At 67.7% G+C, this 24,774-nt stretch carries 22 protein-coding genes; 10 read left to right on the top strand and 12 right to left on the bottom strand.

The window, feature by feature from the left end; all coding sequences use genetic code 11:
• Positions 1-2: 2 nt before the first annotated feature.
• From lptB to PX554_RS02985, 4 genes are all read right to left on the bottom strand, one after another.
• Positions 3-779: an LPS export ABC transporter ATP-binding protein gene (gene lptB, locus PX554_RS02970; RefSeq protein WP_176787115.1), complete on the bottom strand. Its 777-nt coding sequence runs from the start codon at positions 777-779 to the stop codon at positions 3-5.
• Between the two features lie 135 nt (positions 780-914).
• Positions 915-1,397, bottom strand: a complete 483-nt coding sequence (locus tag PX554_RS02975; RefSeq protein WP_093223485.1) for an LptA/OstA family protein — start codon at positions 1,395-1,397, stop codon at positions 915-917.
• A 5-nt stretch (positions 1,398-1,402) separates the two neighbouring features.
• A complete protein-coding gene (gene lptC, locus PX554_RS02980) occupies positions 1,403-2,041 on the bottom strand; it encodes an LPS export ABC transporter periplasmic protein LptC (RefSeq protein WP_093223483.1) in 639 nt (212 codons plus the stop codon).
• 7 nt (positions 2,042-2,048) lie between these two features.
• Positions 2,049-2,669 (bottom strand): ribonuclease D, encoded by a 621-nt coding sequence (locus tag PX554_RS02985; protein ID WP_093223482.1) that lies wholly within the window; start codon positions 2,667-2,669, stop codon positions 2,049-2,051.
• A 348-nt stretch (positions 2,670-3,017) separates the two neighbouring features.
• Here PX554_RS02985 and PX554_RS02990 point away from each other — a divergent pair, with 348 nt between their 5' ends.
• The 7 genes from PX554_RS02990 (at position 3,018) to PX554_RS03020 (ending at position 10,882) form a co-directional block, all read left to right on the top strand.
• A complete protein-coding gene (locus tag PX554_RS02990) occupies positions 3,018-3,806 on the top strand; it encodes a cold-shock protein (protein WP_093223480.1) in 789 nt (262 codons plus the stop codon).
• Between the two features lie 114 nt (positions 3,807-3,920).
• Positions 3,921-4,427 carry a thioredoxin family protein gene (locus tag PX554_RS02995; protein WP_275498807.1) on the top strand — a complete coding sequence of 169 codons (507 nt, stop codon included), beginning with the start codon at positions 3,921-3,923 and terminating at the stop codon, positions 4,425-4,427.
• A 55-nt stretch (positions 4,428-4,482) separates the two neighbouring features.
• On the top strand, positions 4,483-5,415 hold the full coding sequence (thiL, locus tag PX554_RS03000) for a thiamine-phosphate kinase (RefSeq protein WP_275498809.1): 933 nt from the start codon (positions 4,483-4,485) through the stop codon (positions 5,413-5,415).
• Positions 5,416-5,520: 105 nt separating this feature from the next.
• Entirely contained in the window at positions 5,521-7,638 is a 2,118-nt protein-coding gene (locus tag PX554_RS03005; RefSeq protein WP_275498811.1) for a sodium-translocating pyrophosphatase, read from the top strand.
• Between the two features lie 96 nt (positions 7,639-7,734).
• On the top strand, positions 7,735-8,739 hold the full coding sequence (locus tag PX554_RS03010; RefSeq protein WP_275498813.1) for a fumarylacetoacetate hydrolase family protein: 1,005 nt from the start codon (positions 7,735-7,737) through the stop codon (positions 8,737-8,739).
• Positions 8,740-8,776: 37 nt separating this feature from the next.
• On the top strand, positions 8,777-10,462 hold the full coding sequence (gene treF, locus PX554_RS03015) for an alpha,alpha-trehalase TreF (protein ID WP_275498967.1): 1,686 nt from the start codon (positions 8,777-8,779) through the stop codon (positions 10,460-10,462).
• A gap of 105 nt (positions 10,463-10,567) precedes the next feature.
• Positions 10,568-10,882 (top strand): DMT family transporter, encoded by a 315-nt coding sequence (locus tag PX554_RS03020; RefSeq protein WP_275498815.1) that lies wholly within the window; start codon positions 10,568-10,570, stop codon positions 10,880-10,882.
• Between the two features lie 223 nt (positions 10,883-11,105).
• Here PX554_RS03020 and PX554_RS03025 read toward each other — a convergent pair whose 3' ends face one another.
• The 5 genes from PX554_RS03025 to PX554_RS03045 form a co-directional block, all read right to left on the bottom strand.
• Positions 11,106-11,603, bottom strand: a complete 498-nt coding sequence (locus tag PX554_RS03025; protein ID WP_275498817.1) for a hypothetical protein — start codon at positions 11,601-11,603, stop codon at positions 11,106-11,108.
• Between the two features lie 77 nt (positions 11,604-11,680).
• Positions 11,681-12,076, bottom strand: coding sequence for a hypothetical protein (locus PX554_RS03030; protein WP_275498819.1), 396 nt, complete (start codon positions 12,074-12,076; stop codon positions 11,681-11,683).
• A 148-nt stretch (positions 12,077-12,224) separates the two neighbouring features.
• Positions 12,225-15,503 carry an error-prone DNA polymerase gene (locus tag PX554_RS03035; RefSeq protein WP_275498821.1) on the bottom strand — a complete coding sequence of 1,093 codons (3,279 nt, stop codon included), beginning with the start codon at positions 15,501-15,503 and terminating at the stop codon, positions 12,225-12,227.
• A 10-nt stretch (positions 15,504-15,513) separates the two neighbouring features.
• A complete protein-coding gene (locus PX554_RS03040; protein WP_338061559.1) occupies positions 15,514-17,706 on the bottom strand; it encodes a DUF6504 family protein in 2,193 nt (730 codons plus the stop codon).
• Positions 17,612-18,367, bottom strand: a complete 756-nt coding sequence (locus tag PX554_RS03045) for an ImuA family protein (RefSeq protein WP_420833411.1) — start codon at positions 18,365-18,367, stop codon at positions 17,612-17,614. The genes PX554_RS03040 and PX554_RS03045 overlap by 95 nt, the downstream gene beginning before the upstream one ends.
• A 167-nt stretch (positions 18,368-18,534) precedes the next feature.
• Here PX554_RS03045 and PX554_RS03050 point away from each other — a divergent pair, with 167 nt between their 5' ends.
• From PX554_RS03050 to PX554_RS03060, 3 genes are all read left to right on the top strand, one after another.
• The gene (locus PX554_RS03050; RefSeq protein ID WP_275498823.1) at positions 18,535-19,821 is read left to right on the top strand and encodes a 3-methyl-2-oxobutanoate dehydrogenase (2-methylpropanoyl-transferring) subunit alpha; all 1,287 of its coding nucleotides are present in this window, start codon (positions 18,535-18,537) and stop codon (positions 19,819-19,821) included.
• Positions 19,822-20,086: 265 nt separating this feature from the next.
• On the top strand, positions 20,087-21,091 hold the full coding sequence (locus PX554_RS03055) for an alpha-ketoacid dehydrogenase subunit beta (protein ID WP_093223467.1): 1,005 nt from the start codon (positions 20,087-20,089) through the stop codon (positions 21,089-21,091).
• A gap of 94 nt (positions 21,092-21,185) precedes the next feature.
• The gene (locus tag PX554_RS03060) at positions 21,186-22,517 is read left to right on the top strand and encodes a dihydrolipoamide acetyltransferase family protein (RefSeq protein ID WP_275498825.1); all 1,332 of its coding nucleotides are present in this window, start codon (positions 21,186-21,188) and stop codon (positions 22,515-22,517) included.
• 130 nt (positions 22,518-22,647) lie between these two features.
• On the opposite strand, the gene PX554_RS03065 is transcribed toward PX554_RS03060, so the two are convergent.
• From PX554_RS03065 to PX554_RS03075, 3 genes are all read right to left on the bottom strand, one after another.
• On the bottom strand, positions 22,648-22,794 hold the full coding sequence (locus tag PX554_RS03065) for a lmo0937 family membrane protein (protein WP_130155495.1): 147 nt from the start codon (positions 22,792-22,794) through the stop codon (positions 22,648-22,650).
• Positions 22,795-22,888: 94 nt separating this feature from the next.
• Complete coding sequence (gene ypfJ, locus PX554_RS03070; protein ID WP_275498828.1) at positions 22,889-23,803, bottom strand: KPN_02809 family neutral zinc metallopeptidase; 915 nt, start codon at positions 23,801-23,803, stop codon at positions 22,889-22,891.
• 86 nt (positions 23,804-23,889) lie between these two features.
• A complete protein-coding gene (locus PX554_RS03075) occupies positions 23,890-24,759 on the bottom strand; it encodes an aldose 1-epimerase family protein (RefSeq protein ID WP_275498830.1) in 870 nt (289 codons plus the stop codon).
• Between the last annotated feature and the right edge of the window lie 15 nt (positions 24,760-24,774).

The following is a 24,774-nucleotide window of genomic DNA, read 5'->3' on the forward strand; positions in this document are numbered from 1 at the left end:
GGTTACAGCGAGAAGCCCTCGCCGAGATACAGCCGGCGCACGTTGGCGTCGGCGACCAGTTCGGCGGGCGATCCGGTGAACAGCACGCGGCCATCATAGATGATGTACGCGCGATCGACGATTTCGAGCGTCTCGCGGACATTGTGGTCGGTGATGAGCACGCCGATGCCGCGTTGCTTCAATTCGCGGATAAGATCACGGATATCGGCGATCGACAGCGGATCGATGCCCGCGAACGGCTCGTCGAGGAGCATGATCGACGGGTTCGCCGCGAGCGCGCGCGCGATCTCGGCCCGGCGGCGCTCGCCGCCCGACAGCGCCATCGCCGGCGACTCGCGCAGCCGCGTCAGCCCGAACTCGTCGAGCAACGTGTCGAGCCGCTGCCGACGCTCGGCGGGGTCGGCCACGCTCAGCTCGAGCACGGTCATGATGTTCTTCTCGACCGACAGACCGCGAAAGATCGAGGTTTCCTGGGGCAGATAGCCGAGGCCGAGGATGGCGCGGCGATACATCGGCAGCCCGGTGATATCCTCGCCATCCAGCATGATCCGGCCCGAATCGGGCTTCACCAGCCCCATCACCGAATAGAAGCAGGTCGTCTTGCCGGCACCGTTCGGGCCGAGCAACCCGATCGCCTCGCCGCGCCCGACCGTGACCGACACGTCGGTCAGCACCGGCCGTTTATCATAGGATTTTGCGATCGAGACCACCGACAGGCCGCGCATCACCGGCTGTTCGGTGATCGGCCGGGCGGCTTCGAGAGTGGTGGTATCGCTCATCTCTGGTCCAGTGCTCGCATCATGGCGGTACCGCATCGGGAACGGTGCGGCGCTTGGCAGGCTTCGTGCATATTCATGCCGCATTCGCGCCCGTGAGGAAAGCGGCAGGGCCGATATCGGCGAGAAACCGGCGACTCAGTTGCGCTTCGGCACCGAGAAGGTGCCGGTCACACGGCCGCCGCCGAGAGTCGCATGCGGCTGGGCTTCGGCGAGGTTGAGCGTGAGCCGCTGGCTGTGCGTCACGTTGCCGCCCTGGGTCAGCGTCACGTTGCCCATCATCAGGATCGTGCGCTGGTTGAGATCGTAGATCGCATATTGGCTGCGCGCGGTCTGGTCGGGACGCGTGACGACGACGTTGCCGGCGGCATCGAGCCGCGACACCTGCGGCGAGCCATCGACCACCTGCCCGGTGTAGGCGACGGTCATGCGCGCGGCGGTGAGCGTCATCTCGGCCTGCTTGACCGAGACGTTTCCGGTCAGGATCGCGCGGTTGGCCTTGTCCTGCAATTCGATATGGTCCGCGCCGAAATCGATCGGCGCGTCCGAATTGTGCCGTTGCTGCGCCAGCGCGGGCGTGGCGAGCGTGAGGGCAAGGAGTGAAGACAGGAGCAGGCGCATGCGCGCTACTTCGTCTTTCGCGGAACGATCCGCAAGCGGGCATTGCCATCGAGCCGCACGATATGGTTTTCGAGATCGGCGCTGAGCTGCTTGGCGCTGAACGCGCCCTGCGGCACGGTGCCGGTGACCGCGCCGCCGCTCCGCATCTGGCGGGTCTTGAGGTCGATCGTCGAATTGGTCGTATCGAGCCGGTATCCATCGGCGGCGACGACGTTAACCGGGCCGACCAAGGTCACGCGCTGATTGTCCATATCGTAGCGGCCCTGCGGCGCGACGATTCGCGCCGGCCCGTCGCTCAGTTGCAGCCGCGCGGCGAGCTGGTCGATTCGCACGATCGGTTCGGCCGAACTCTTCTGCACGGCGGAGCCCGCGGTGAGCGTGAACGGCTGGCCCTTGCCGTCGGTGCCGCGATACAGCGCGCTTTGCAGCCGCAGCCGCTCCTTGGCGACCTCGACCTTGTTCTTGTCGAGCAGGAAGCTGACCTCGCCACCCGTCGCCAGCGGCATCATCACGAGGAACGCCGCCAGCACCCCGACCGCGATCGGCAACACGAAGCGCAGGATCGTGATGAGACGATCGTGGCTGCCGCCCGGCGCGGCCCAGGCCTGGCGCGCGGTTCGCGGGGGGAGAGCGGAAACGGCCATCGACGCCTCAGATATGCGCGAAGATGTCGATCTCGGGCCAGCCGGCGAGATCGAGTTCGGCGCGGGACGGGAGGAAATCGAAACACGCTTGCGCCAGTGCGGTACGGCCCTCACGGGCGAGCCGGCGGTCGAGTTCCTCGCGCAGCGCGTGCAAGAAGCGCACGTCGGAGGCGGCGTAATCCTTCTGCGCGTCGCTCAGGACCGGTCCGCCCCAGTCCGACGATTGCTGAGCCTTGGAAATGTCCTGGCCGAGCAGTTCGCGCACCAACTCCTTGAGGCCATGACGGTCGGTATAAGTGCGCACCAGCCGCGAGGCGATCTTGGTGCAATAGACCGGCGCCGCCGTCACGCCGAGATAATGGCGGATCGCGGCGAGATCGAAACGTCCGAAATGGTAGAGCTTCACGCGGGCCGGATCGGCGAGCAACGCGCGCAGATTGGGCGCCGCATAGTCGCTGCCAGGCGAGAATCGGACGAGATGCTCGTCCGGGCCACCATCGGAAAGCTGGACCACGCAAAGCCGGTCGCGCGGCGTGATGAGGCCCATTGTCTCGGTATCGACGGCGATGTCGGCACCGGGCGCGAACACGCCTTCGGGCAGGTCTTCTTCGTGGAGATGAACGGTCATCGCCCGGCCCTAGCGGGGATATGCTCGCGCCTCAATGCCCGCCGCACGCCAGGCGGAGTCGCACCGCCGACGCCACGCCCGACATATCCCGTTCGACCGAACCGATCGCCTTGAGCCGTGCGATCGCCGAAAAGACAAAAAGCCCCTCGCTGTGCCGTCCGCGCCACAGTGTTTCAGCCTTCTCGAACACATCATGCCGCAATTTGGACGAATTTGTTCGCAGCGCGGTTTTTTTTAGGGTAGGTAGTGTCGGTGGCGCACTTGGTTGGTGCCCGAAGACCTGCGTTCTCGTCCGACGCACGGTTTTTCAGATGGTGATTTCGGACGAGCCGGGAAGACGAACAGGGCATGAGTTTCGATAAAGGACGCCGCGGAGATCGTGGCGGGCGCGGACGCGATAAGCGCGATGGTTTCGGCGGCGATGATTTCGGCGGCGGCAGCAGCTTTGGCGGCGGCGACCGCTTCGGCGGCGGCGGCGATCGGTTCGGCGGCGGCGGTGATCGCTTCGGCGGTGGCGGCGGTGGCGGCTTCCGCAGCGGCGGTGGCGGCTTCGGCGGCGGTGGTGGCGGCTTCGGCGGCGGTGGCGGCGGTGGCCGCGGCATGCCCCCGCAGGTCGTCGGCGAAGGCACGGGCGTCGTAAAGTTTTTCAACGGCCAGAAGGGCTTCGGCTTCGTCGTGCGCGACGACGGTGGCGAGGATGTGTTCGTTCACATCTCGGCGGTCGAGCAGGCGGGTCTGACCGGCCTGGCGGAAGGCCAGCCGCTCGGTTTCACCCTCGTCGATCGTGGCGGCCGTATCTCGGCGACCGATCTCAAGATCGAGGGCGAACCCCTCCCCGTCACCGACCGCGGCCCGCCGCGTGATCGGGACGCGGCGCCGGGCGGCGCGCGCGGCGCCGGTGGCCCGCAGCGTCAGTTGACCGGTGAGAAGTCGACTGGAACGGTCAAGTTCTTCAACGCGATGAAGGGCTTCGGCTTCATTCAGCGCGATGACGGCCAGCCCGACGCCTTTGTCCACATCTCGGCGGTGGAGCGCGGCGGCATGTCGACGCTCAACGAGGGCGACCGGCTTGAGTTCGAACTCGAAGTCGATCGTCGCGGCAAGTATGCGGCGGTGAACCTCACCTCGATCGCCTGACCTTTTCGGTTTCGCGATGACAAAGACCCGGCGCGCCTCGCGGCGCGCCGGGTTTTTTGTGGCTTGGCGCGGGCCTTAATTCCGATATGCTGCATGGGATTTCAAGGAATTGCCATGGCCTTTCGCACGCTCATCGCCTCAGCCCTTCTGCTCGCCGGCCCGGCATTCGCCGCGCCGGCACCGCATATGCCGATCACGAGCTTCGAACAGCTCGCCAAGCCGCTGCCGCTCCCGTACGATGAGCAGGCCGACGCCAAGGCCGTCGTCGCCGCTGCCAAAGCGCGCGCCAAGGCCAGCCACAAGCTGCTGCTGATCGACCTCGGCGGCAATTGGTGCCTCGATTGCCGCATTCTCGCCGGCACGATGGACGTGCCGGCTCTCAAGACATGGCTCGCGCGCAGATATGAGATCGTCGATGTCGATGTCGGCCGATTCGACAAGAACCTCGACATCCCGGCGCATTATGGAATCACCGAACGCCTCAAGGGTGTGCCGAGCGTGCTGATCGTCGATCCCAGGACGGACGCGTTGCTGAACACCGGCCGCACCGCCGCGCTCGCCGATGCGCGCTCGATGACCCCGCAAGGGCTGGCCGACTGGCTCGCCGGATGGGCACGATAATCCCGCAGCGGGGAACGGCGCGTCGCGCGGTCGTGCGCGCAAGGGGCCGGGCGGGATGACGAACGATGCTGCGGGCGAACGCGGTTTCATCCACGCGCTGCGGGCGATCGCCCATGATCCGGCGGCGCGCCGGCTCACCGACGATGCCGCCGTGCTGCCGATGCCCGCAGCGGAGTCGCTGGTGCTGACCCACGACATGCTGGTCGAGGGTGTTCATTTCCTGCCGACCGATCCGCCCGCGGACGTGGCGTGGAAGCTGCTCGCCGTGAACCTGTCCGATCTCGCCGCCAAGGGCGCACGCCCGGTCGGCGTGTTGATGGGATACGGGCTGACGGGGGACGCGGCATGGGACGCGGCGTTCGTCGCGGGGCTCGGCGCGGCATTGGCCGCGTTCGCCGTCCCCCTGCTCGGCGGCGACACCGTCGCGCAGCCGGCCGGAGACGCGCGCGTACTCGGCCTGACCGCGCTCGGCACCGCCGGCCTGGTGGTGCCGGGTCGCGGCGGCGCGCGAGCTGGCGACGTGCTCTATGTGACCGGCACGATCGGCGATGCCGGCGCCGGGCTCGCCATCGCGCGCGGCGAGCCCGGCGCGGCGGCGTTGCTCACCGCCTATCGCCGCCCGCAACCGCGCCTTGCCGAAGGTCGCGCGCTGGCGTCGCTCGTGCATGCGATGATGGACGTGTCCGACGGCCTGCTGATCGACGCCGAGCGACTCGCGGCGGCGAGCGGGCTGGCGGTGGAGATCGATCTCGCCGCCGTTCCGCTGTCCGACGCGCTGCGCGCGCGCGGGGACGATCGCGGCGCGCGACTCGCCGCCGCGATCGCGGGCGACGATTACGAACTGCTGTTCGCGCTGCCGCCCGGCCCGCCACCACCGGTGGCGGCGACCGCCGTCGGGCGGTTCGCCGCAGGCGCGGGCCTGACGCTGGTCGATGGCGGCGCGACGGTGCCCTTGCCGGCGCGACTGGGGTATCTGCACGGGCGATAGTCCCCGGTTGCCAACGCCCCATACGCCCCTATACCTTGACGGCTTAGAGGACGGAGGCGGCCACGCAGCCGACCATCCGCCCCCGACATTAGGGGAAGGATACGCATGACGATCGTCTATGCTGCCATCATCTGTGGCCTGATCGCCGTCGCTTACGACGTCCTCACCAGCGCGCAGGTGCTGCGCGCACCGCCCGGCAACGACAAGATGCAGGATATCGCCGCCGCCATTCAGGAGGGCGCGAAAGCCTATCTGGGGCGGCAATATCGCACCATCGCCGTCGTTGGCCTGGTCGTCGCGATCATCCTCGCGGTCTCGCTCGGCATCGTCTCGACGATCGGTTTTCTGATCGGCGCGGTGCTGTCGGGTGTGGCGGGCTATGTCGGTATGAACATCTCGGTGCGCGCGAACGTCCGCACGGCGGAGGCGGCGCGCACCTCGCTGCAAGGTGGCCTTACCCTCGCCTTCCGCTCGGGCGCGGTCACCGGTATGCTGGTGGCCGGGCTCGGACTGCTCGCGATCTCGGGCTTCTTCTGGTATCTCGTCGCGGTCGCGCATCACGCGCCCGCCGACCGCATCATCGTCGAGGCGCTGACCGCGCTGGCGTTCGGCGCGTCGCTGATCTCGATCTTCGCGCGGCTGGGCGGCGGCATCTTCACCAAGGCCGCCGACGTCGGCGCCGATCTGGTCGGCAAGGTCGAGGCGGGCATCCCCGAGGACGATCCGCGCAACCCGGCGGTGATCGCCGATAACGTCGGCGACAATGTCGGCGATTGCGCGGGCATGGCCGCCGATCTGTTCGAAACCTATGTCGTGACGCTGGGCGTGACGATGATCTCGATCGCGCTCGCCTTCCGCAGCGCCGACCGGCTGCTCGAACTGATGACCTTGCCGCTGATCGTCGGCGGAGTGTGCATCGTCACGTCGATTCTCGGCACGTTCGCGGTTCGGCTCGGCAAGGGCACGATCATGGGCGCGCTCTACAAGGGGTTCTGGACCTCGGCGCTGCTGTCGGTACCCGCGATCTATCTCGCGACACGCTGGACGCTCGGCGATCTCGCCGCGCCGATCGGCGCGAACGGCTTCCTCGATCCCGATGCGACCGGCGGGGTGACCGGCATGAGCCTGTTCTGGTCGATGATGATCGGCCTCGCCGTCACCGGGCTGCTGGTGTGGATCACCGAATATTACACCGGCACGCAGTATCGCCCGGTGCGCAGCATCGCCAAGGCGTCCGAAACCGGCCACGGCACCAACGTCATCCAGGGGCTCGCCGTCAGCCTCGAATCGACCGCGATGCCGACGATCGTGATCGTCGTCGCGGTGATCGCCGCCTATCAGCTCGCCGGGGTGATCGGCATCGCCTTCGCGGCGACCGCAATGCTCGCGCAGGCCGGGATGGTGGTGGCGCTCGACGCTTATGGCCCGGTCACCGACAATGCCGGCGGCATTGCCGAAATGGCGGGGCTGCCCGACGACGTGCGTCAGCGCACCGATGCGCTCGATGCGGTCGGCAACACCACCAAGGCGGTGACCAAGGGCTATGCGATCGGCTCGGCCGCGCTCGCCGCGCTCGTGCTGTTCGGCGCCTATACGAATGATCTGCGCGAGTATTTCACCGGGCTTACCGTCGATTTCACCTTGTCCAACCCGTATGTGATCGTCGGACTGCTGCTCGGTGCGCTGCTGCCGTATCTTTTCGGCGCGATGGGGATGACCGCAGTCGGCCGCGCGGCGGGCGCGGTGGTCGAGGAGGTGCGCGAACAGTTCCGCACCAACGCGGGCATCATGGCCGGGACGAGCCGCCCCAATTACGCGCGCACCGTCGATCTCGTCACCCGCGCCGCGATCCGCGAGATGATCGTGCCTTCGCTGCTGCCGGTGCTCAGCCCGATCGCGGTCTATTTCCTCGTCACGCTGGTCGCCGGGCAAGCGTCCGGCTTCGCCGCGCTCGGCGCCATGCTGCTCGGGGTGATCGTCTCGGGGCTGTTCGTCGCGATCTCGATGACGAGCGGCGGCGGCGCGTGGGACAACGCCAAGAAGTTCATCGAGGACGGCAACCACGGCGGCAAGGGCAGCGAGGCGCACAAGGCGGCGGTGACCGGCGACACGGTCGGCGATCCGTACAAGGACACCGCCGGCCCCGCGGTCAACCCGATGATCAAGATCACCAACATCGTCGCGCTGCTGCTGCTCGCCGCGCTGGCGGGGGGTGTCGCGTAACACCAGCCGTTCGGAAGTACGGCATGACTCAAGCCGGCTCGACACCCACGCCGGGCGGGCTATGCTCATCGCCCGAAAACAGACAGGAGAGCGCGCATGAAATTGGCCAGCCTCAAAGGGGGCCGCGACGGCCGCCTCGTCGTCGTCTCGAGCGATCTCGCCTGGTGCGCCGATGCCGGCCATATCGTGCCGACGCTGCAAGCGGCGCTCGACGATTGGGAGCGGTTTCTGCCCGACCTGCAGAACCTCGCCACCGATCTCGACCATGAGATGATCCCGATGCGGCGGTTCCACGAACATGCCGCTGCCGCCCCGCTGCCCCGCGCGTATCAATGGGCTGACGCCTCGGCCTATGTGAACCATGTCGCGCTGGTGCGGCGCGCGCGTGGCGCCGAACTGCCCGAGAGCTTCTGGCACGATCCGTTGCTCTATCAGGGCGGCTCGGACGGCTTCCTCGCGCCGCGCGACCCGATCCCGCTCGCCGACGAAAGCTGGGATTGCGATCTCGAAGCCGAGGTGGTGGTGGTGACCGGCGACGTGCCCGCCGGCGCGAGCCGCGAGGAGGCGCTGGCGAGCATCCGGCTTGTCGGCCTCGCCAACGATGTGTCGCTGCGGGCGCTGATCCCCGGCGAACTCGCCAAAGGATTCGGCTTCTTCCAGTCCAAGCCGGCGAGCGCGCTGTCGCCGGTGTTCGTCACCCCGGATTCGCTCGGCGGCTGGTGGCGGGAGGGCAAATTGCACCGCAAGCTCAATGTCGATCTGAACGGCGCCCCGCTCGGCCGGGTCGAAGCCGGCGAGGACATGACCTTCGATTTCGGCACGCTGATCGCGCATGCCGCCAGGACGCGCGCGCTCGCCGCGGGAACGATCATCGGCTCGGGCACGGTCTCGAACCGCGATGCCGGGGGTGGGCCGGGCGCGCCGGTCGCCGAGGGCGGTGTCGGCTATGCCTGCATCGCCGAGCAGCGCAGCGTCGAGACGATCCTGAGCGGCGCGGCGACCACGCCGTTCCTCAAGCGCGGCGACACGGTCCGCATCTGGGCCGAAGATGACCGGCACCATCCGATCTTCGGCGTGATAGAGCAGACCGTCGGCGGCTGAGGCGGCCAAACTTCGGAAGGGGGAATCGTTGCAGGTAATGAAGGCGATCTGGGCGGCGGCGTTGCTGGCGCTGGTGGGCGGCTCGGTCGCGGATGCCGCCGCGCCGCAACGGGCGGCCACGCACAAGACGGTTAAGTCGAAGGTTGCGAAAAAGCATCGCAGGGCGCGCCGCCCGCGCCACCATGTCGCGCCACCGGCCGAAGCGGCGCCCGAAGTCGCATCGTGCATCCCCCCTGCGACACCTGTCGCGGGCGCGGTGCCCACCCCGCTCGATCTCTACGGCCCGATCTTCACCAGCGTGCAGCAGGCGCGGCTATTTCCCGACAGCAAGAGTTTCGCCGACGCGACCCCGCTGCGCGCCCACCCCGCGATCGTCGCCGATTGGTGCGCGACCCACCCCGAGACGCCCGATCAACTCCACGCCTTCGTCCAGCGCAACTTCTCGGTGCCGATGGTCGCGCCGGCCCCCGCCGCGAACGGGGCGCGCCCGCCGGTGCAGGATCATATCGCCGCGCTGTGGCCGCATCTCACGCGCCCGCCCGTGGTGGCGACGCCGGGCGGATCGGCACTCGCGCTGCCTGAGCCTTATGTCGTTCCCGGCGGGCGGTTCCGCGAAATGTATTATTGGGACAGCTATTTCACCATGCTCGGGCTCAAGGCCGACGGGCACGGCGATCTGGTCGAGTCGATGCTCGCCGACTTCGTGTCGCTGGTCGAGCGCTACGGGCATGTCCCCAACGGCACGCGCACCTATTATGTCGAGCGCTCGCAGCCGCCAATGCTGTACCTGATGATCGGCCTGTCGGACGCGAACGACCCGGCACTGGAGGCGCGACGGCTGGCGGCGCTCAGGCGCGAGCATGATTTCTGGATGCAGCCCGAGCGCGTCGTGACGATGCCCGACGGCAGCACGCTCAACCGCTATTACAGCCATGCCGACCGCCCGCGCGAGGAATCGTGGCGCGAGGACGTCGCGCTCCAGGCCCGCACCAAGCGCGACGCCGGACCGCTCTACCGCGACCTGCGCGCGGCGGCGGAAAGCGGCTGGGATTTCAGCTCGCGCTGGTTCGCCGACGGCAAGACGCTCGCGACCATCGACACTACCAATGTCGTGCCGGTCGATCTCAACAGCCTGCTCTACGGCATGGAAAACGCGATCGCCGAGCAATGCCGCGCCGCCGCCGACGCGGCGTGCGCGACCCGCTATGACGCGCTCGCGGCTGCGCGCAAGAAGGCGGTCGAGACCTGGCTGTGGGACGACAAGGGCGGCCGCTACGGCGACTGGGACATCGCCAGGAAAGCGCTGCGGCGCGGCCTGACCGCCGCGACCGCCTATCCGCTGTTCACCGGGCTTGCCGCTTCCGACCGGGCCGATCTGGTGGCGGCGACGATCGCCGATTCGCTGGTCGCGCCGGGAGGACTTCGCACCACACTCGCGCGCACGGGCGAGCAATGGGATACGCCCAACGGCTGGCCGCCGCTGCAGTGGATCGCGATCGAGGGGCTGAACCGCACCGGGCACGAGGCCGCCGCGCGCGAACTGGCCCAGCGCTTCCTCGCCACCGTGCTCCACGAATATCGCGCGAGCGGGCGGATGCTCGAGAAATATGACGTCGAGCAGGCGCGCCCCGGCGGCGGCGGCGAATATCCGCTCCAGGACGGGTTCGGCTGGACCAACGGCGTGGTGCGCGCGCTGATCGCCCGCTACGGCAAAGCGCAATGATTGCTTCCCGGAAGCGCGCCGCCTAAGAGCCGGGGACGGGGCCACGCCCTCGACCCGCACGGGGGATCAGTCCGGGACGGCCCGGCCTTCGACATAGGAGGGCCGATGCCCTGGATCGCACTCACCATCGCCGGACTGCTCGAAATCGTCTGGGCCTATTTCATGAAGCAATCGGCCGGATTCACCCGACCGGGGCCGGCGATCATAACCGTGGTCGCGATGATCGCGAGCTTCAGCCTGCTCGGCTATGCGATGCGCAGCCTGCCGCTCGGCAGCGCCTATATGATCTGGACCGGCATCGGCGCGCTCGGCTCGTTCGTGCTCGGCATCGCGCTGCTCGGGGAGGCGGCGACGCCGGGGCGGCTGATCGGCGCGGCGCTGCTGCTCGCCGGGCTGCTGATCCTGAAGGTGGCGTCCTGAGCGGCGAAACGTCGCTAACGTGAGCCACCCGAGGCACGGTGCGGGGGGTGTCACTTTTGTTTGTGCCCTACGGACGGCCGCGCGCGCGATGCGAAGGCGGACCGATTCGGTTGGGCTGACACTGTCAAAGAGCGTGACGGGCAGGATGCCGGAAACGGCGAGTGTAGGACAGGTTGTGTTTGCCGAAGGGCAAAAGGTGGTGGGAAAGCCGCCATTCGCCCGTTCAACCGTACAGGTCTTCACCACTCTCTTGAACAGGCCGAGGTCTGCCACCGATTCCCGTCATCGCGTGCTTTGTCCAGACGATGGACAATCGGCGGACCATCCTCCTGCCGCCGTCTTTGGTGGGGCGGGCCGTAACTGTAATCAGCGCATCATCGCGCAGATTGCAGCCGATCGACACGCGGTCCAGATAGCCGAAGTCAGTCAAAGCTGCGTTAAGTGCGGTACGCTCAAATGGAGAGATGCGGTGTGAGAGCCCTTGTATGTCGATCACGCGCACGATGCCGTTCTGATACTGGAACTTGGCGGAAACCTCACCGTAGTTCCGACAGGATACGACTTCTTCTTTCGAAAGCCAGATTGGCTGCAAGGAGCGCCAATAATCCGGACTTTCTCCCGACATAGGGAGCGGTGGAGGCGGCGGAGGTCGGGTCTCGAACGCGGCGCCATTCTGTGATCCCAGTGCACCAAATACCGCCAACAGGCTCCAAATCGACATGCAACCTTCCCGACCGCGAAGGCCACTTCGTCGCACCCAGAGGCCTTGATGGCAACACCGCCTTTTGGTTCCAAAAACTAATTGGACGCGGTGGCCGGGATCAGCTTGCGATACCCATTAGATTTCAGCGTAGCGACTACCTGATAAAGGCAGTTCGCTGGTACGTTATGGTCGGCCAGAACCGAAATAACGCTGCCGTGCCACATTGGCCCGAGTACACGAACTTGATTGGCCACAACCCGCTTCCCGCGACGGCTCGCCCAACAAATGCCATCTGCATCCGCGCTTACTTCAATGCTGACGTTCGTAGCGCGAGTCGACATTGATAATGATCCGATAGCAGGAAATTGCGCTGCTTGCGCCCGCTGTACATTGCCAGTTATCGCCGCTTCATCGGCGTCGGTACGTTGTTGAGCATGAAGAGGTGCTACGAGGCCGAGAATGGCAGTTACAAATAGCGCATGGCGACGCATAACGACTCCTTCGCAATCAACGGACATCATGTTCGCTTTCGTGACAAAGGCAAGCGGCGAGTCGCGAGGGACAGATCGACAATGAACCGAGGCACGGCCGCTTTTGGGCGATAACCGACATCGCCTTCCCGGCATGCACCGCCTCCCTTCAATGGAAGTCATGGCTCTTTACCGGGATCACCGCCGCCGTCTCGCGGTAGTGCCAGTCGATCCGCCCGGGCCGCCACTGCGGATCGCGCGGGTCGATCGTGCCGCCGTGGGTGGCGCCGTCGCCGGGCATGGTGAGGCGCGGCAGGTCGATCTCGCCGACCTGGGCGAGCAGCGCGGTCAGATCGACGATGCGATCGGCGACGACGTGGATCACCAGCCCTTCCTTCTGGACGCGGCCGACGATCGACACCATCGTCGCGGTCATCACCGTGCGCCGCTGCGCCTCGAACCGGTCGGGCCACAGGATGCCGTTGGCGATGCCGGTCTCGTCCTCGACAGTGATGAACAGCACGCCCTTGGCGCTGCCCGGCCGCTGCCGCACGAGGATGATCCCCGCCACCTCGACGCGCGCGCCATCCTTGATGTGCTGGAGATCGCCGCAGGCGCGGATGCCGCGCCGGGTCAGCTCGCCGCGCAGGAAGGTGAGCGGATGCGCGCGCAGCGAGAGTTGCGTCGCGCGGTAATCCTCGACCACCTCGCGTCCGGCGGTGAGCGGGACCAATGCGACCGGCGGCTCGGCGCCGGACACACGCGCATCGGCGGCGGCGAACAGCGGCAGCGGCTTGGCGCCCAGCCCGCGCACCGCCCACAGCGCCTGGCGCCGGTCAAGCCCGAGCGCGTGGAACGCATCCGCGCGCGCGAGTTTCTCCAGCGCCAGCGTCGAGATGCCGGTGCGGCGCCACAGATCCTCGACCGAGGCGAACGGCGCAGCGGCGCGCGCCATCAGGATCTTGCCGACCTCGGCGCCGGACAGGCCGGAGACGATGCGCAGCCCGAGGCGAAGCGGCGCCAGGGCGGACCCCGCACCCGCGCGCGGCGGGCCCAGCACCGTATCCCAATCACTCGCGTTGACGCACGGCGGGAGCACCGTGACGCCGTGTTCGCGCGCGTCGCGGACGATCTGCGCGGGCGCGTAGAACCCCATCGGCTGCGCGTTGAGCAGCGCGGCGCAGAACACATCCGGGTGATGATGCTTCATCCAGCACGACGCATAGGCGATCTTGGCGAAGCTCGCCGCGTGGCTTTCGGGGAAGCCATAGCTGCCGAACCCCTCGATCTGTTTGACCAGCCGCTCGGCGAAATCCTGCGCGATGCCGTTGGCGCGCATGCCGCCGACGAGCTTCTCGTTGAACTTGCCGACCCCGCCGGTCATCTTGAACGTCGCCATCGCGCGGCGGAGCTGATCGGCCTCGGCAGGGGTGAAGCCCGCACCGACGATCGCGACCTGCATCGCCTGTTCCTGGAACAACGGCACCCCAAGCGTCTTTTCCAGCACCGCCTTCAATGCGGCGTTTGGATAGGTGACCGCCTCCTTACCTTCGCGGCGCTTCAGATACGGGTGCACCATATCGCCCTGGATCGGCCCCGGCCGCACGATCGCGACTTCGATGACGAGATCGTAGAATTCCGTCGGCTTCATCCGCGGCAGCATCGACATCTGCGCGCGGCTCTCGATCTGGAACACGCCGAGCGTATCGGCACGCTGGATCATCGCATAGGTGCCGGGGTCGTCGGTCTGCAGCGCGTCCGACGCCATGCCGAGATCGAGGCCCTTGTGCTCGCGGAGCAGATCGAAGCACCGCCGCATGCACCCGAGCATGCCGAGGCCGAGAATATCGACCTTCATGAAGCCGAGTTCCTCGATATCCCCTTTCTCCCACTCGATCACGCGCCGGTCGGCCATCGCCGCCGGTTCGATCGGCACGAGGTCGTCGAGCCGGTCGCGCGTCAGGACGAAGCCGCCGGGATGCTGCGACAAATGGCGCGGCGTGCCGATCAATTGCGCGGCGAGGCTGATCGCCAGCGCGAGCCGTGGCTCGTTTTTATCGAGGTTGAGCGCCTCGACATGCGCGTCGGGCACGCCCTCGCTCGACCAGCCCCAGATCTGGCTCGCGAGCCCGGCGGTCATGTCCTCGGGCAGACCCAGCGCCTTGCCGACCTCACGGATGCTGCCGCGTGAACGGAAACGGCTGACGACCGCGGTCAGCGCGGCATGGTCATGGCCGTAGGTGCCATATATCCATTGGATCACCTCCTCGCGCCGTTCATGCTCGAAATCGACGTCGATATCGGGTGGTTCGTGGCGGTCCTTGTTGATGAAACGCTCGAACAGCAATTTGCGTTCGATCGGGTCGATCGAGGTGATGCCGAGCACGTAGCAGATCACCGAATTCGCCGCCGAGCCGCGCCCTTGGCACAGGATATTCTGACTGCGCGCATACGCCATGATCGAATTGACCGTGAGGAAATAGGGCGCGTAGCCCATCTCGCCGACCAGCCCGAGTTCGTGTTCGAGCATCGCGGCATACGCCGGAGGCGGATTTCCTTCGAACTGGCGCGCCAACGCCGTGCGCGCGAGATGTTCGAGTGCGGTCTGGGGCGTGCGCCCGCTGAGCACGATCTCATCGGGATATTGGTAATCGAGATCGCGCGGAGAGAAGGTGCAGCGTTCGACGATCGCTTCGGCGGCGGCGAGCGCCTGCGGATGGTGGCGAAAGCGGCGCGCCATCTCCCGCGGACTTTTCAGGTGCCGGTCGGCGCTGCGTTCGCGGCGGAAGCCGAGTTCGTCGATCGTGCATTTCTCGCGGATCGCGGTGACGACATCCTGCAACATGCGGCGTTCGGGCATGTCGTATAGCACGTCGCCGGTGACGACCGGCGACAGGCCGAAGCGGCGCGCGCTGTCGGCAAGCGCGTGCAAGCGCCGTGCCTCGCCGGGGCGGCGGTGTTGCGTCAGGCATAGATGGCCGACGCTGCGACCGAAGATGTCCGCCATCCAGCGCAGGTGGTGCGGATCGCCGGTATCGGCGAGGCCGGGGACAAGCGCGGCGACCAGCCCCTCCGCATGCGCCGCCACGTCTTCCCAATGCAGGAAGCACCGGCCCTTCTCGCCTTTATGCGCGACGGCGCGCCCCTTGCCGAGCGTCAGCAGGCGGGTGAGCCGGCTCCATGCCGCGCGATCTTCGGGCCAGACCAGCAGCGATGCGCCATCGACCAGATCGAGCCGGCAGCCGGCCACGAGGCGGATCGGCACCCCGTGCGCGGTGAGTTCCTCGGCGGCGACCAGCCCACGCACGATGCCGGCGACCGAATTGCGATCGACGATGCCGAGCGCGGGAATGCCGAGCGCGGCGGCGGCTTTGAACAGCTCCTCGGGCGAGGACGCCCCGCGCAGGAACGAATAATGCGTCGTCACCTGGAGTTCGGAGTAGGTCATGACCGGGCGATCATCCGAACGCGCCGTGGATGAACCAGGCGAGGTCGCCGGTTTCCGGGCGTTCGCCGTCGCCACGGCGGAACAGCCAGAAGCGGTGGCCGGCTTCGTCCTCTACGCGGAAGTAATCGCGCACCGAATCCGCCTCGATCGCGCGCCGCCACCATTCGCCGAGGATACGCTCCGGCCCGTCGGCGCGGACGACGCGATGCGTCTGGCCGCGCCAGGTGAAACGGCGCGGCGGCTGATCGGGCAGTTCGGCGATGACATGGTCGAGCGGCTCGGGCCGGCGCAGCAACCGCGCCGGGCGCGGCCAGCGAGGATGCCAGGGGTGGAGATCGACACCGCGATCGAGCCGGCGGACATCGTCGGGCTTCAGCCGGTCGATCGCGCGCGCCGCATCGGCGAGCGGCGCGGCGGGTTCGAGCGAGCGTTCGGGCACATCGCTCTCCACCGGCCGCATCCGCCACAGCCGCGCGTCGCCGATCCGGTTGGCGAGGGTATCGACCAACGGCGCGATATCGGCGGCGCGCTCTTCGAGGCGCTCCTCGAACGGCTGCGCATCGAGCGGATCGGCGCGGCGGACGTGGAGCGCGAGCGAATCGATGCCGTAGCCCGGGGCGATCTCGGCGATGCGGCGGGTGACGAGGCGCAGCATGTGCGCGGCATCGCGGCTCGGCCGGGCCAGCCCGATGCGGAGCCGCTGGGGGACGCCGTCGATCCGGTCGGCGACCAGTTCGAGCATCCGCGCGCCCTTGCCGGCTTGCGCCAGCGCGGTGACGAGGCGTGGCACCAGCGTGTCCAGCCAATGCTCGATCGCCTCGGCGGTGGCGATCGGCTCGGCGAAGCGCTGCACGACCGCGATCGGCTCGGGCGGGACGACGGGGTCGAGCGGCTCGGCGACGCGGCCATGCGCCTGATCGAGCCGGGTGAGGAGCGCGTCGCCGAAACGGCGCGCGAGCGGCGCGCGCGGCAGCGCGGTGAGCTGCCCGACCGTCTCGACGCCGAGATGGACCAGCGCGTCGATGGCGGCGGGATCAAGGCGAAGCGCCGCGAGCGGCAGCGGCGCGATGGCGGCGGTGTGTTGCCCGGAAGGAATAATCCAGCATCCGTCGCCCGGGCGCAGGCCGGGGCCGCTGTGTTGCGTGGCGAGCCGGTTGCCCGACACGCAGCGGCCCCGGCCTGCGCCGGGGCGACGGCCTTGGGTACCAAAGCGTGATATCGCCCAGGCCGCCCCCGGCGTATCGGCGATCGCGACGCGCGCGGTAAACCCCAACCGGGCGAGCAGCCGCACGATCCGCCGCGCCATCGCCGCCTCGCCGCCGAACAGATGCGCGGTGCCGGTGATGTCGAGCAACAGCCCGTCCGCGTCCGATACCGCCGCGATCGGCGTCCAGCGCCGCGCCGCGGCCGTGGCGAGGCGCAGCAAATCCGCAGCATCGCCCGCCGGATCGGCATCGCGGATGTCGAGGCCGGGCACCAACGCGCGCGCCTGCGTGATCGCCATGCCCGGCGCGAGGCCGAGCGCGCGCGCCGCCGGGCAGGCGGCGGCGATGACGAGGCGGCTGCCGTGCTTGAGGCTGGTGACGAGGGGGAGCGCTTCCCCGGTTTCCCGCGCAGGCGGAGGCCCAGAGTCGCGGACGCTATCGCCTGTGGCTCTGGACTCCCGCCTGCGCGGGAGACCGTTAGCACTCGGCCCAAGCGATTTCGGCAGCGAACCCGCCGGGCGGAACGGCTGGCCGCCGGTCGCCTCGTCGGGCGGCATCGCGCGGAACGGCATCGCCGCGGCCTCGCTGCGGCGGCCGAGATCGCGCAACGCGGGGCGCTGGTGCGCGGGCAGAGCCGCGATCTCGGCGGCGACCTTGGCCTTGCGCTGGCGCGCGGTCTCGAGATGCTCGGTAACGGGCGCGCGGTCGTCCGCGCGCGCCCATTTCGCGCCGGGGCGCCAGCCGCTACCGCGCGGCACCGAGCAGGCGACGGCTTGCTCGGCGGCTGCGGCTTCAACGAGTGGGGCCGCGCCTCGGGCGAAGCCCGAGTCGTCGGACGGCGCTTCGCGCCGCCGGCCGCTTTCGGCGTGCCGCGAAATAGCTTCGCCATTACGACGTGCGCCTTCAGGCAGCATCGACGTAGGAATAGCGGTCCGCTCCATCCGCCGCAGCCGCTCGATCGGCCAGTCGGGCAGGTAGAGCGAGGCGACCCGTTTCATCGCATGCCTCCATGATGGTTTCGAAAGGTTCGCCGCCGCGCTGTCGCACCAGCGCAACGTGCCAGCACGCGCGCCCCACTCCCTCGACCGGGAGCGGCTCCGACGGCGCGCTGCCGATCCGCCAGCGCGTGATCGCGGCGGAGGGCACGTGGAGCGGGTTCCCGCCTTCGCGCGCATGCCGCTTGAGCAACAGCGCGATCGTCTTGCCGCCCTCGGCGGCGAGTTGCAGGCGGCGGGTGTTGGGCATGGCGGCGCGCTTGACCTCGCCGATCACCGCGCCGAGGCCACGGTGGCGCAAGCCCTCCTCCATCAGCGCGAGCACCTCGGCATCGTCGGCCGCCTCGGCATAGAGCACGCGTTCGGGATCGAGCCCGGCTTGGTACAGCCCCGGCGCGAACAGATCGCGTCGGCGCACCACCCACAACACCGGCCCCCAGGCGCGCGCGGCGGCGCCCGCCATGAACAAAGTGGCGGCGGCATCGTCGCTGGGATCGGGGCTGGCGGCGGCGATCTCGTGGAGCGAATCGAGCCGCAGCCCGCCGCTCGCGATCCGTTCGTCGAGCGCGGCCACGCCGAACGGCAGCACCGGACGACGCTTGAAGCCGTCGCCCTGGATCGCCCGCAAGCTTTCGCGCAATTCTGCTATGGTGGCTGACGACACGATTCGACTCACTGCTGATCGTTCCTATTTTGTTCTCTTTGATGCGGGTGAGTCAATGGCCTTGCCGCCACAGGGCCTAGCCAAGACCGTTGAAATATAATAACAACGGCGCATAAGATGATTTCGGGCGTTTTTACGGACGTGCCGATGCGAATCGCGGAGAAGTGATGCCAAGCGACCATCCCGGCGCCAATCTGCCACCGCTGTCGTTGTACGTACCAGAGCCGCGCTTTCGGCCGGGCGACACGGTGGATTTCACCCAGGTCGCGCTGCCGCCCGCCGGCCAGGCGCGTCGGCCCGACACCGCCGAACCCGCTGCCACGTTCACCGACCTCGCCTATGATCTCATCCGCGTGCTCGATGCGGACGGGCAGGCGGTCGGTGCGTGGAACCCGCGGCTATCGCCCGATACGCTGCGCGCCATGCTGCGCAGCATGGTGACGGTGCGCGCGTTCGACGAACGCATGTTCCGCGCGCAACGCCAGGGCAAGACCAGCTTCTACATGAAATGCACCGGCGAGGAGGCGGTGGCGGTGTCCGCCGCCTTCGCGCTCGATCGTGACGATATGTGTTTCCCGTCCTACCGCCAGCAGGGGCTGCTGGTCGCGCGCGGCTGGAGCCTGATCGACATGATGAACCAGATCTATTCGAACAAGGGCGACCGGTTGCAGGGCAAGCAGCTCCCGATCATGTATTCGGTGCGCGACGCCAGCTTCTTCTCGATCTCGGGCAACCTCACCACGCAATATCCGCAGGCCGTCGGCTGGGCGATGGCCAGCGCCGCCAAGGGCGACACGCGCATCGCCGCCGCCTGGTGCGGCGAGGGATCGACCGCCGAGGGCGATTTCCACTCGGCCTGCACCTTCGCGAGCGTGTACCGCGCGCCGGTGATCTTCAACGTCGTCAACAACCAATGGGCGATTTCGAGCTTCTCCGGGTTCGCCGGCGCCGAATCGACCACCTTCGCGGCGCGCGCGATCGGCTATGGCATCGCCGGGCTGCGGGTGGACGGTAACGACGCGCTCGCGGTCTATGCCGCCACCGCCTGGGCCGCCGAGCGCGCCCGCACCAACCAGGGGCCGACGCTGATCGAACATTTCACCTACCGCGTCGAAGGCCATTCGACCTCGGACGATCCCGGCCAGTATCGCTCCGCCGGCGAGGCGAGCGCGTGGCCGCTCGGCGATCCGATCACGCGGCTCAAGGATCACCTCATCGCGATCGGCGCATGGGACGAGGACGCCCATGCCGCGCAGGACAAGGAGGTCGCCGAAACGGTGCGCGCCGCGCAGCGCGAGGCGGAGGCCAACGGCATCCTCGGGCACGGGCTGCACCAGCCGCTCGACACGTTGTTCGACGGCGTGTTCGAGGAGATGCCGTGGCATTTGCGCGAGCAACAGGCGCAGGTGCTCGCCGAAGAGGCGGCAAGCGGCCGCCCGTGGGCGCGCAAGTGATGGGCCACCTTATTCGCGGCGAAGCCGCCTCCCCCTTTCTTGGCGCCGTCGTGCCGTCGCGCGCGTCTCGCGTCCTTTTGGTCACGCGGAGGCGCGGAGGCGCAGAGAGAGCAGGATTGCTGGAAGACACTCCTCCTTCTCTTCTTCGCGCCTCCGCGCCTCCGCGTGAACCGAAATTCCCATGCGCGCAAAGGCGCAAGGACGCGAAGCTTCTTGGAGCCGCTGGCGCGGCGGGGGGTTTCGCATGACCGAGCCAACCACCCGCATGAACATGATCCAGGCGATCAACTCGGCGATGGACGTGATGATGGATCGCGATCCCGCCGTGATCGTGATGGGCGAGGATGTCGGCTATTTCGGCGGCGTGTTCCGCGCGACCGCCGGGCTGCAGGCGAAATACGGCAAGACCCGCGTGTTCGATACGCCGATCACCGAATGCGGCATCATCGGCGTCGCGGTCGGCATGGGCGCCTATGGGCTGCGGCCGGTGCCGGAAATCCAGTTCGCCGACTATATCTATCCCGCGCTCGACCAGTTGGTGAGCGAAGCGGCACGGCTGCGCTATCGTTCGGCGGGGGAGTTCATCGCGCCGATCACGGTGCGCTCGCCATTCGGCGGCGGCATCTTCGGCGGGCAGACCCATTCGCAAAGCCCCGAGGGCATCTTCACCCATGTCTCCGGCATCAAGACGGTAATCCCCTCGACCCCCTATGACGCCAAGGGGCTGCTGATCGCCGCGATCGAGGACAATGACCCGACACTCTTCTTCGAGCCCAAGCGCATCTACAACGGCCCGTTCGACGGCCATTGGGACCGCCCGACGCAGAATTGGTCGCAGCATCCGGCGGGCGCGGTGCCCGAGGGCTATTACAAGATCCCGCTTGGGCGTGCGAACGTGGTGCGCGAAGGCGAGGCGCTGACGATCCTCGTCTATGGCACGATGGTCCACGTCGCGAGCGCGGTGGTGGCGGAGGCCGGTGTAGACGCCGAGATCATCGATCTGCGCACGTTGGTGCCGCTCGACATCGAGACGATCGAGGCGTCGGTGAAGAAGACCGGGCGCTGCATGATCATCCACGAGGCGACTCGCACCGGCGGGTTCGGCGCGGAACTGTCGGCGCTGGTGCAGGAGCGCTGCTTCTACCATCTCGAAGCGCCGATCGAGCGTGTGACCGGCTTTGACACACCCTACCCGCACAGCCTCGAATGGGCCTATTTCCCCGGCCCGGTGCGGATCGGCGAGGCGCTCAAGAAAGTGATGAAGGACTGATGGGCCATCCCATCCCCGTTGGTGTCGAGCGAAGTCGAGACACCTGCGCGGCCCCCTGTTTCTCGACTTCGCTCGAAACGAACGGATTACGGTAATGGCGCGCTTCACCTTCAAACTCCCCGATATCGGCGAGGGTATTTCCGAGGCCGAGATCGTCGCCTGGCACGTCGCGGTGGGCGACCGGGTCGAGGAGGACCAGCGCGTCGCGGACATGATGACCGACAAGGCGACCGTCGAGATGGAATCGCCTGTGTCTGGCACGGTGATCGAACTGGCGGGCGAGGTCGGCGAGCAGGTGTCGATCGGCGCGGCGCTGGTGGTGATCGAGACCGACATGATCGACATGGACGCGGAGGAAGCGCCGGCGTTGCGCCCGATCGACCTGCCCGCACCGGCGGAGCAGGCGTTCGAGGCGGAGAATCCGGGGGCTGAGGAGGTCGTGCAACCTGTTCCCCTCCCTGAAAGGGAGGGGCTAGGGGTGGGTCGGCCCGAGGCCGATCGTGCGCCCGCCACGAGCCAACCCACCCCCGCCCCCTCCCTTGTTCAAGGGAGGGGAGAAGACGCGAAGATCCTCGCCTCACCCGCCGTCCGCGAGCGCGCCAAGACGCTAGGCATCGATCTCGCGCATGTCAGGCCGGCAGAGGGCGAGCGAATCCGCCACGCCGATCTCGACGCTTATCTGCGCTACGGGTCTGCGCAGGGCTATCACGCGCCGCACGCCGCCGGCGCGCGGCCCGACGAGACCGTCAAGGTCATCGGCATGCGCCGCCGTATCGCCGAGAACATGGCGGCCTCCAAGCGCGCGATCCCGCACTTCACCTATGTCGACGAGATCGATGTCACCGCGATCGAGGACATGCGCGCCGATCTCAACGCCAATCGTGGTGATCGCCCCAAGCTCACGATGCTGCCGCTGCTGATCGCGGCGATCTGCAAGACGATTCCCGCCTTCCCGATGCTCAACGCGCGCTATGACGACGAAGCGGGCGTGGTGACGAGGGCTGGCGCGGTGCATCTCGGCATGGCGACGCAGACCGACGCCGGGCTGATGGTGCCGGTGATCCGCGATGCGCAGGACCGGAATGTGTGGCAATTGGCGGCCGAGATCGCGCGACTGGCCGAGGCGGCGCGCACCGGCAAGGCGAGCAGCGCGGAACTGTCGGGATCGACGCTGACGGTGACGTCGCTCGGCCCGCTCGGCGGGATTGCGACCACGCCGGTCATCAACCGGCCCGAAGTGGCGATCATCGGCCCGAACAAGATCGTCGAGCGCCCGGTATTCCGGGGCGACGACATCGTCCGCGCCAAGCTGATGAACCTGTCGATCAGTTGCGACCACCGCGTGGTCGATGGCTGGGATGCGGCGAGCTTCGTGCAGGCGCTCAAGCGCTATCTGGAAACGCCGGTGCTGTTGTTCGCGGGCTGAGCGTCCGCGCGGGGCGTGCGGGAATTCAACCCGTTCGTCCTGAGCGAAGTCGAAGGACGTGCCACCGGCATTACGCTTGGGGCACGTGCTTCGACAAGCTCAGCACGAACGGAGTGTCTTCGTTAGGTCGTTATAGCGCGCGGCGACCGGTGATGAGCTGAATAACCACGACGATGACGGCGATCACCAGCAGCAGGTGGATCAAACCACCGCCGATATGCACGGCGAAGCCGAGCAGCCACAGAACGACGAGGATGACGGCGATAGTATACAGCATGGTTCAGGCTCCTCCTACTTGAACACTTAACGTCGCGCGGGGCAAAGGCGTTCCGCCTGCGTGACAAAACGTTGCTGATTAACGCCGTGATTTTTCAGATCGCTCCCGAAAACGTGTCGCATCGCGCGGGATCGCCGCTGTCGAGACCGGTCTGGAGCCAGTGCTGGCGCTGCGCCGAGGTGCCGTGGGTGAAGCTGTCGGGCACCACCCGGCCCTGCGCCTGCTTCTGGAGCGTGTCGTCGCCGATCGCGTACGCGGCGGTCATGCCCTCCTGGATATCGCCCGGATCGAGCCGGTCGCGGTTCTGCGCGGCCCAGACGCCGGCATAGCAATCGGCCTGCAATTCGAGCCGCACCGACATGCGGTTGCCCTCGGCCTGGCTACCCTGCCGTTCCGCTTGCGCGACCTTGGCCGAGGTGCCGAGCAGATTCTGGATATGATGCCCGAATTCATGCGCGATCACATAATCCTGCGCGAAATCGCCCTTGGCGCCAAAACGATTGCCGAGTTCATCGAAGAAGCTGGTGTCGAGATACACGCCCTGGTCCTGCGGGCAGTAGAACGGGCCCATCGCGCTCTGCGCGGCGCCGCAGCCGGACTGGCCGCTGCCCGAATAGAACACCAGCTTGGGCGCGACGAACCGCTCTCCCGATTGCTGGAAGATCGCCGCCCAGGTCTTGTCGGCCGAACTGAACGCGTTGCACGCGACTTTGCTGGCGGCATCGATCGTGCAGCTCGATTTGGTATCGGTGCCGTGGCGCGCGCTCTGCTCGCTCGGCGCGCTCGTCCGCACGCCGCTGCCACCGCCGCCGAGGCTGCCCAGCCCGCCGAACACCGCGAGCGCGATCAACAGGATCACCACGCCGCCGCAGCCGAAGCGGCTGAACACCATCGGCAGCAGCCCGAACAACAGCCCGCCGCCGCCGCCACCACCGAACCCGAAGCCGCCGCCACCCTGGCCGCGCTGATCCTCGACATTGATGTTCGGATCGAAATCGTCGAGACGCATCGCGCTGGCCCTTCACAATTCGGTGTCGCTGGCATCCTGAATGCGCAAGCGCGACGGTCGTTGCAAGGGCGTGCCGATTTTCGCGCTCAGCGCAGCGTGATCTCCATCCGGCACGTCCAGCTTTCGCCCGGAGCGATCTCGAACACGCCGGGCTTGTCGCGGAAATCGCCGGTGAAGCCCTGCGGATCGGCGATGCCGTGCCACGGCTCGATGCAGATGAACGCCGAACCAGGCTTGGTCCAGATGCCGAGCTTGTCGGTATCGGGGAAGGCGATCTCGAGTTGCGGCCCGCCTTCCACGCCGTAGCTGACGCGGCGCGAGGCGAGACCGTTCCAGATCAGCGCATCGTCCGCGAACAGCGCGTCGGACAGGTGCAGCACGCGCGCCTCGAGCGGCGACGCGCGTTCGCCCGGTGCCGCCAGGCCGTCCTTCAGCGCGACCAAGCCGCCGGGCTCGTCGGCGTCGAACGCGATACGGTGCCCGGCGCGCGGCGCGCCATACGGCAGCGGCCAGGCGAACGCCGGATGGAAGCCGAAACTCGCCGGCATCGGCACGTCACCGCGATTGGCGATGGTGATCGCATTGGTCAGCGTCGCGCCTTCGATTGCATATGCCGCGTCGAGCGCGAAGGCGAACGGATAGACCGCGCGCGTCTCGGCATCGTCCTCCAGCCGGAAGCGCGCATGCGATCCGCCCTGTTCGACCAGTGTGAAGTCGCGGCGCCGCGCGAAGCCGTGCTGCTTCATCGGATATTCCGCGCCGTCGAGCCGCAGCACATCGCCGTTCAGCCGCCCGACGAACGGGAACAGGAGCGGCGCATGGCCGGTCCAGAACGCGGGATCGGCATCGGTCATCAGTTCGCGACCGTGCGGGTCGCGCAGGTGCGTCAGTTCCGCGCCGAACGGGTTGATCGCCGCCGACAGCCCCGTACCCGCAATCTCGATCAGGTCAGCCATGTTCGTCTCCGCCCT

This window comes from Sphingomonas pollutisoli (assembly GCF_029167165.1).
Lineage (GTDB): Bacteria > Pseudomonadota > Alphaproteobacteria > Sphingomonadales > Sphingomonadaceae > Sphingomonas > Sphingomonas pollutisoli.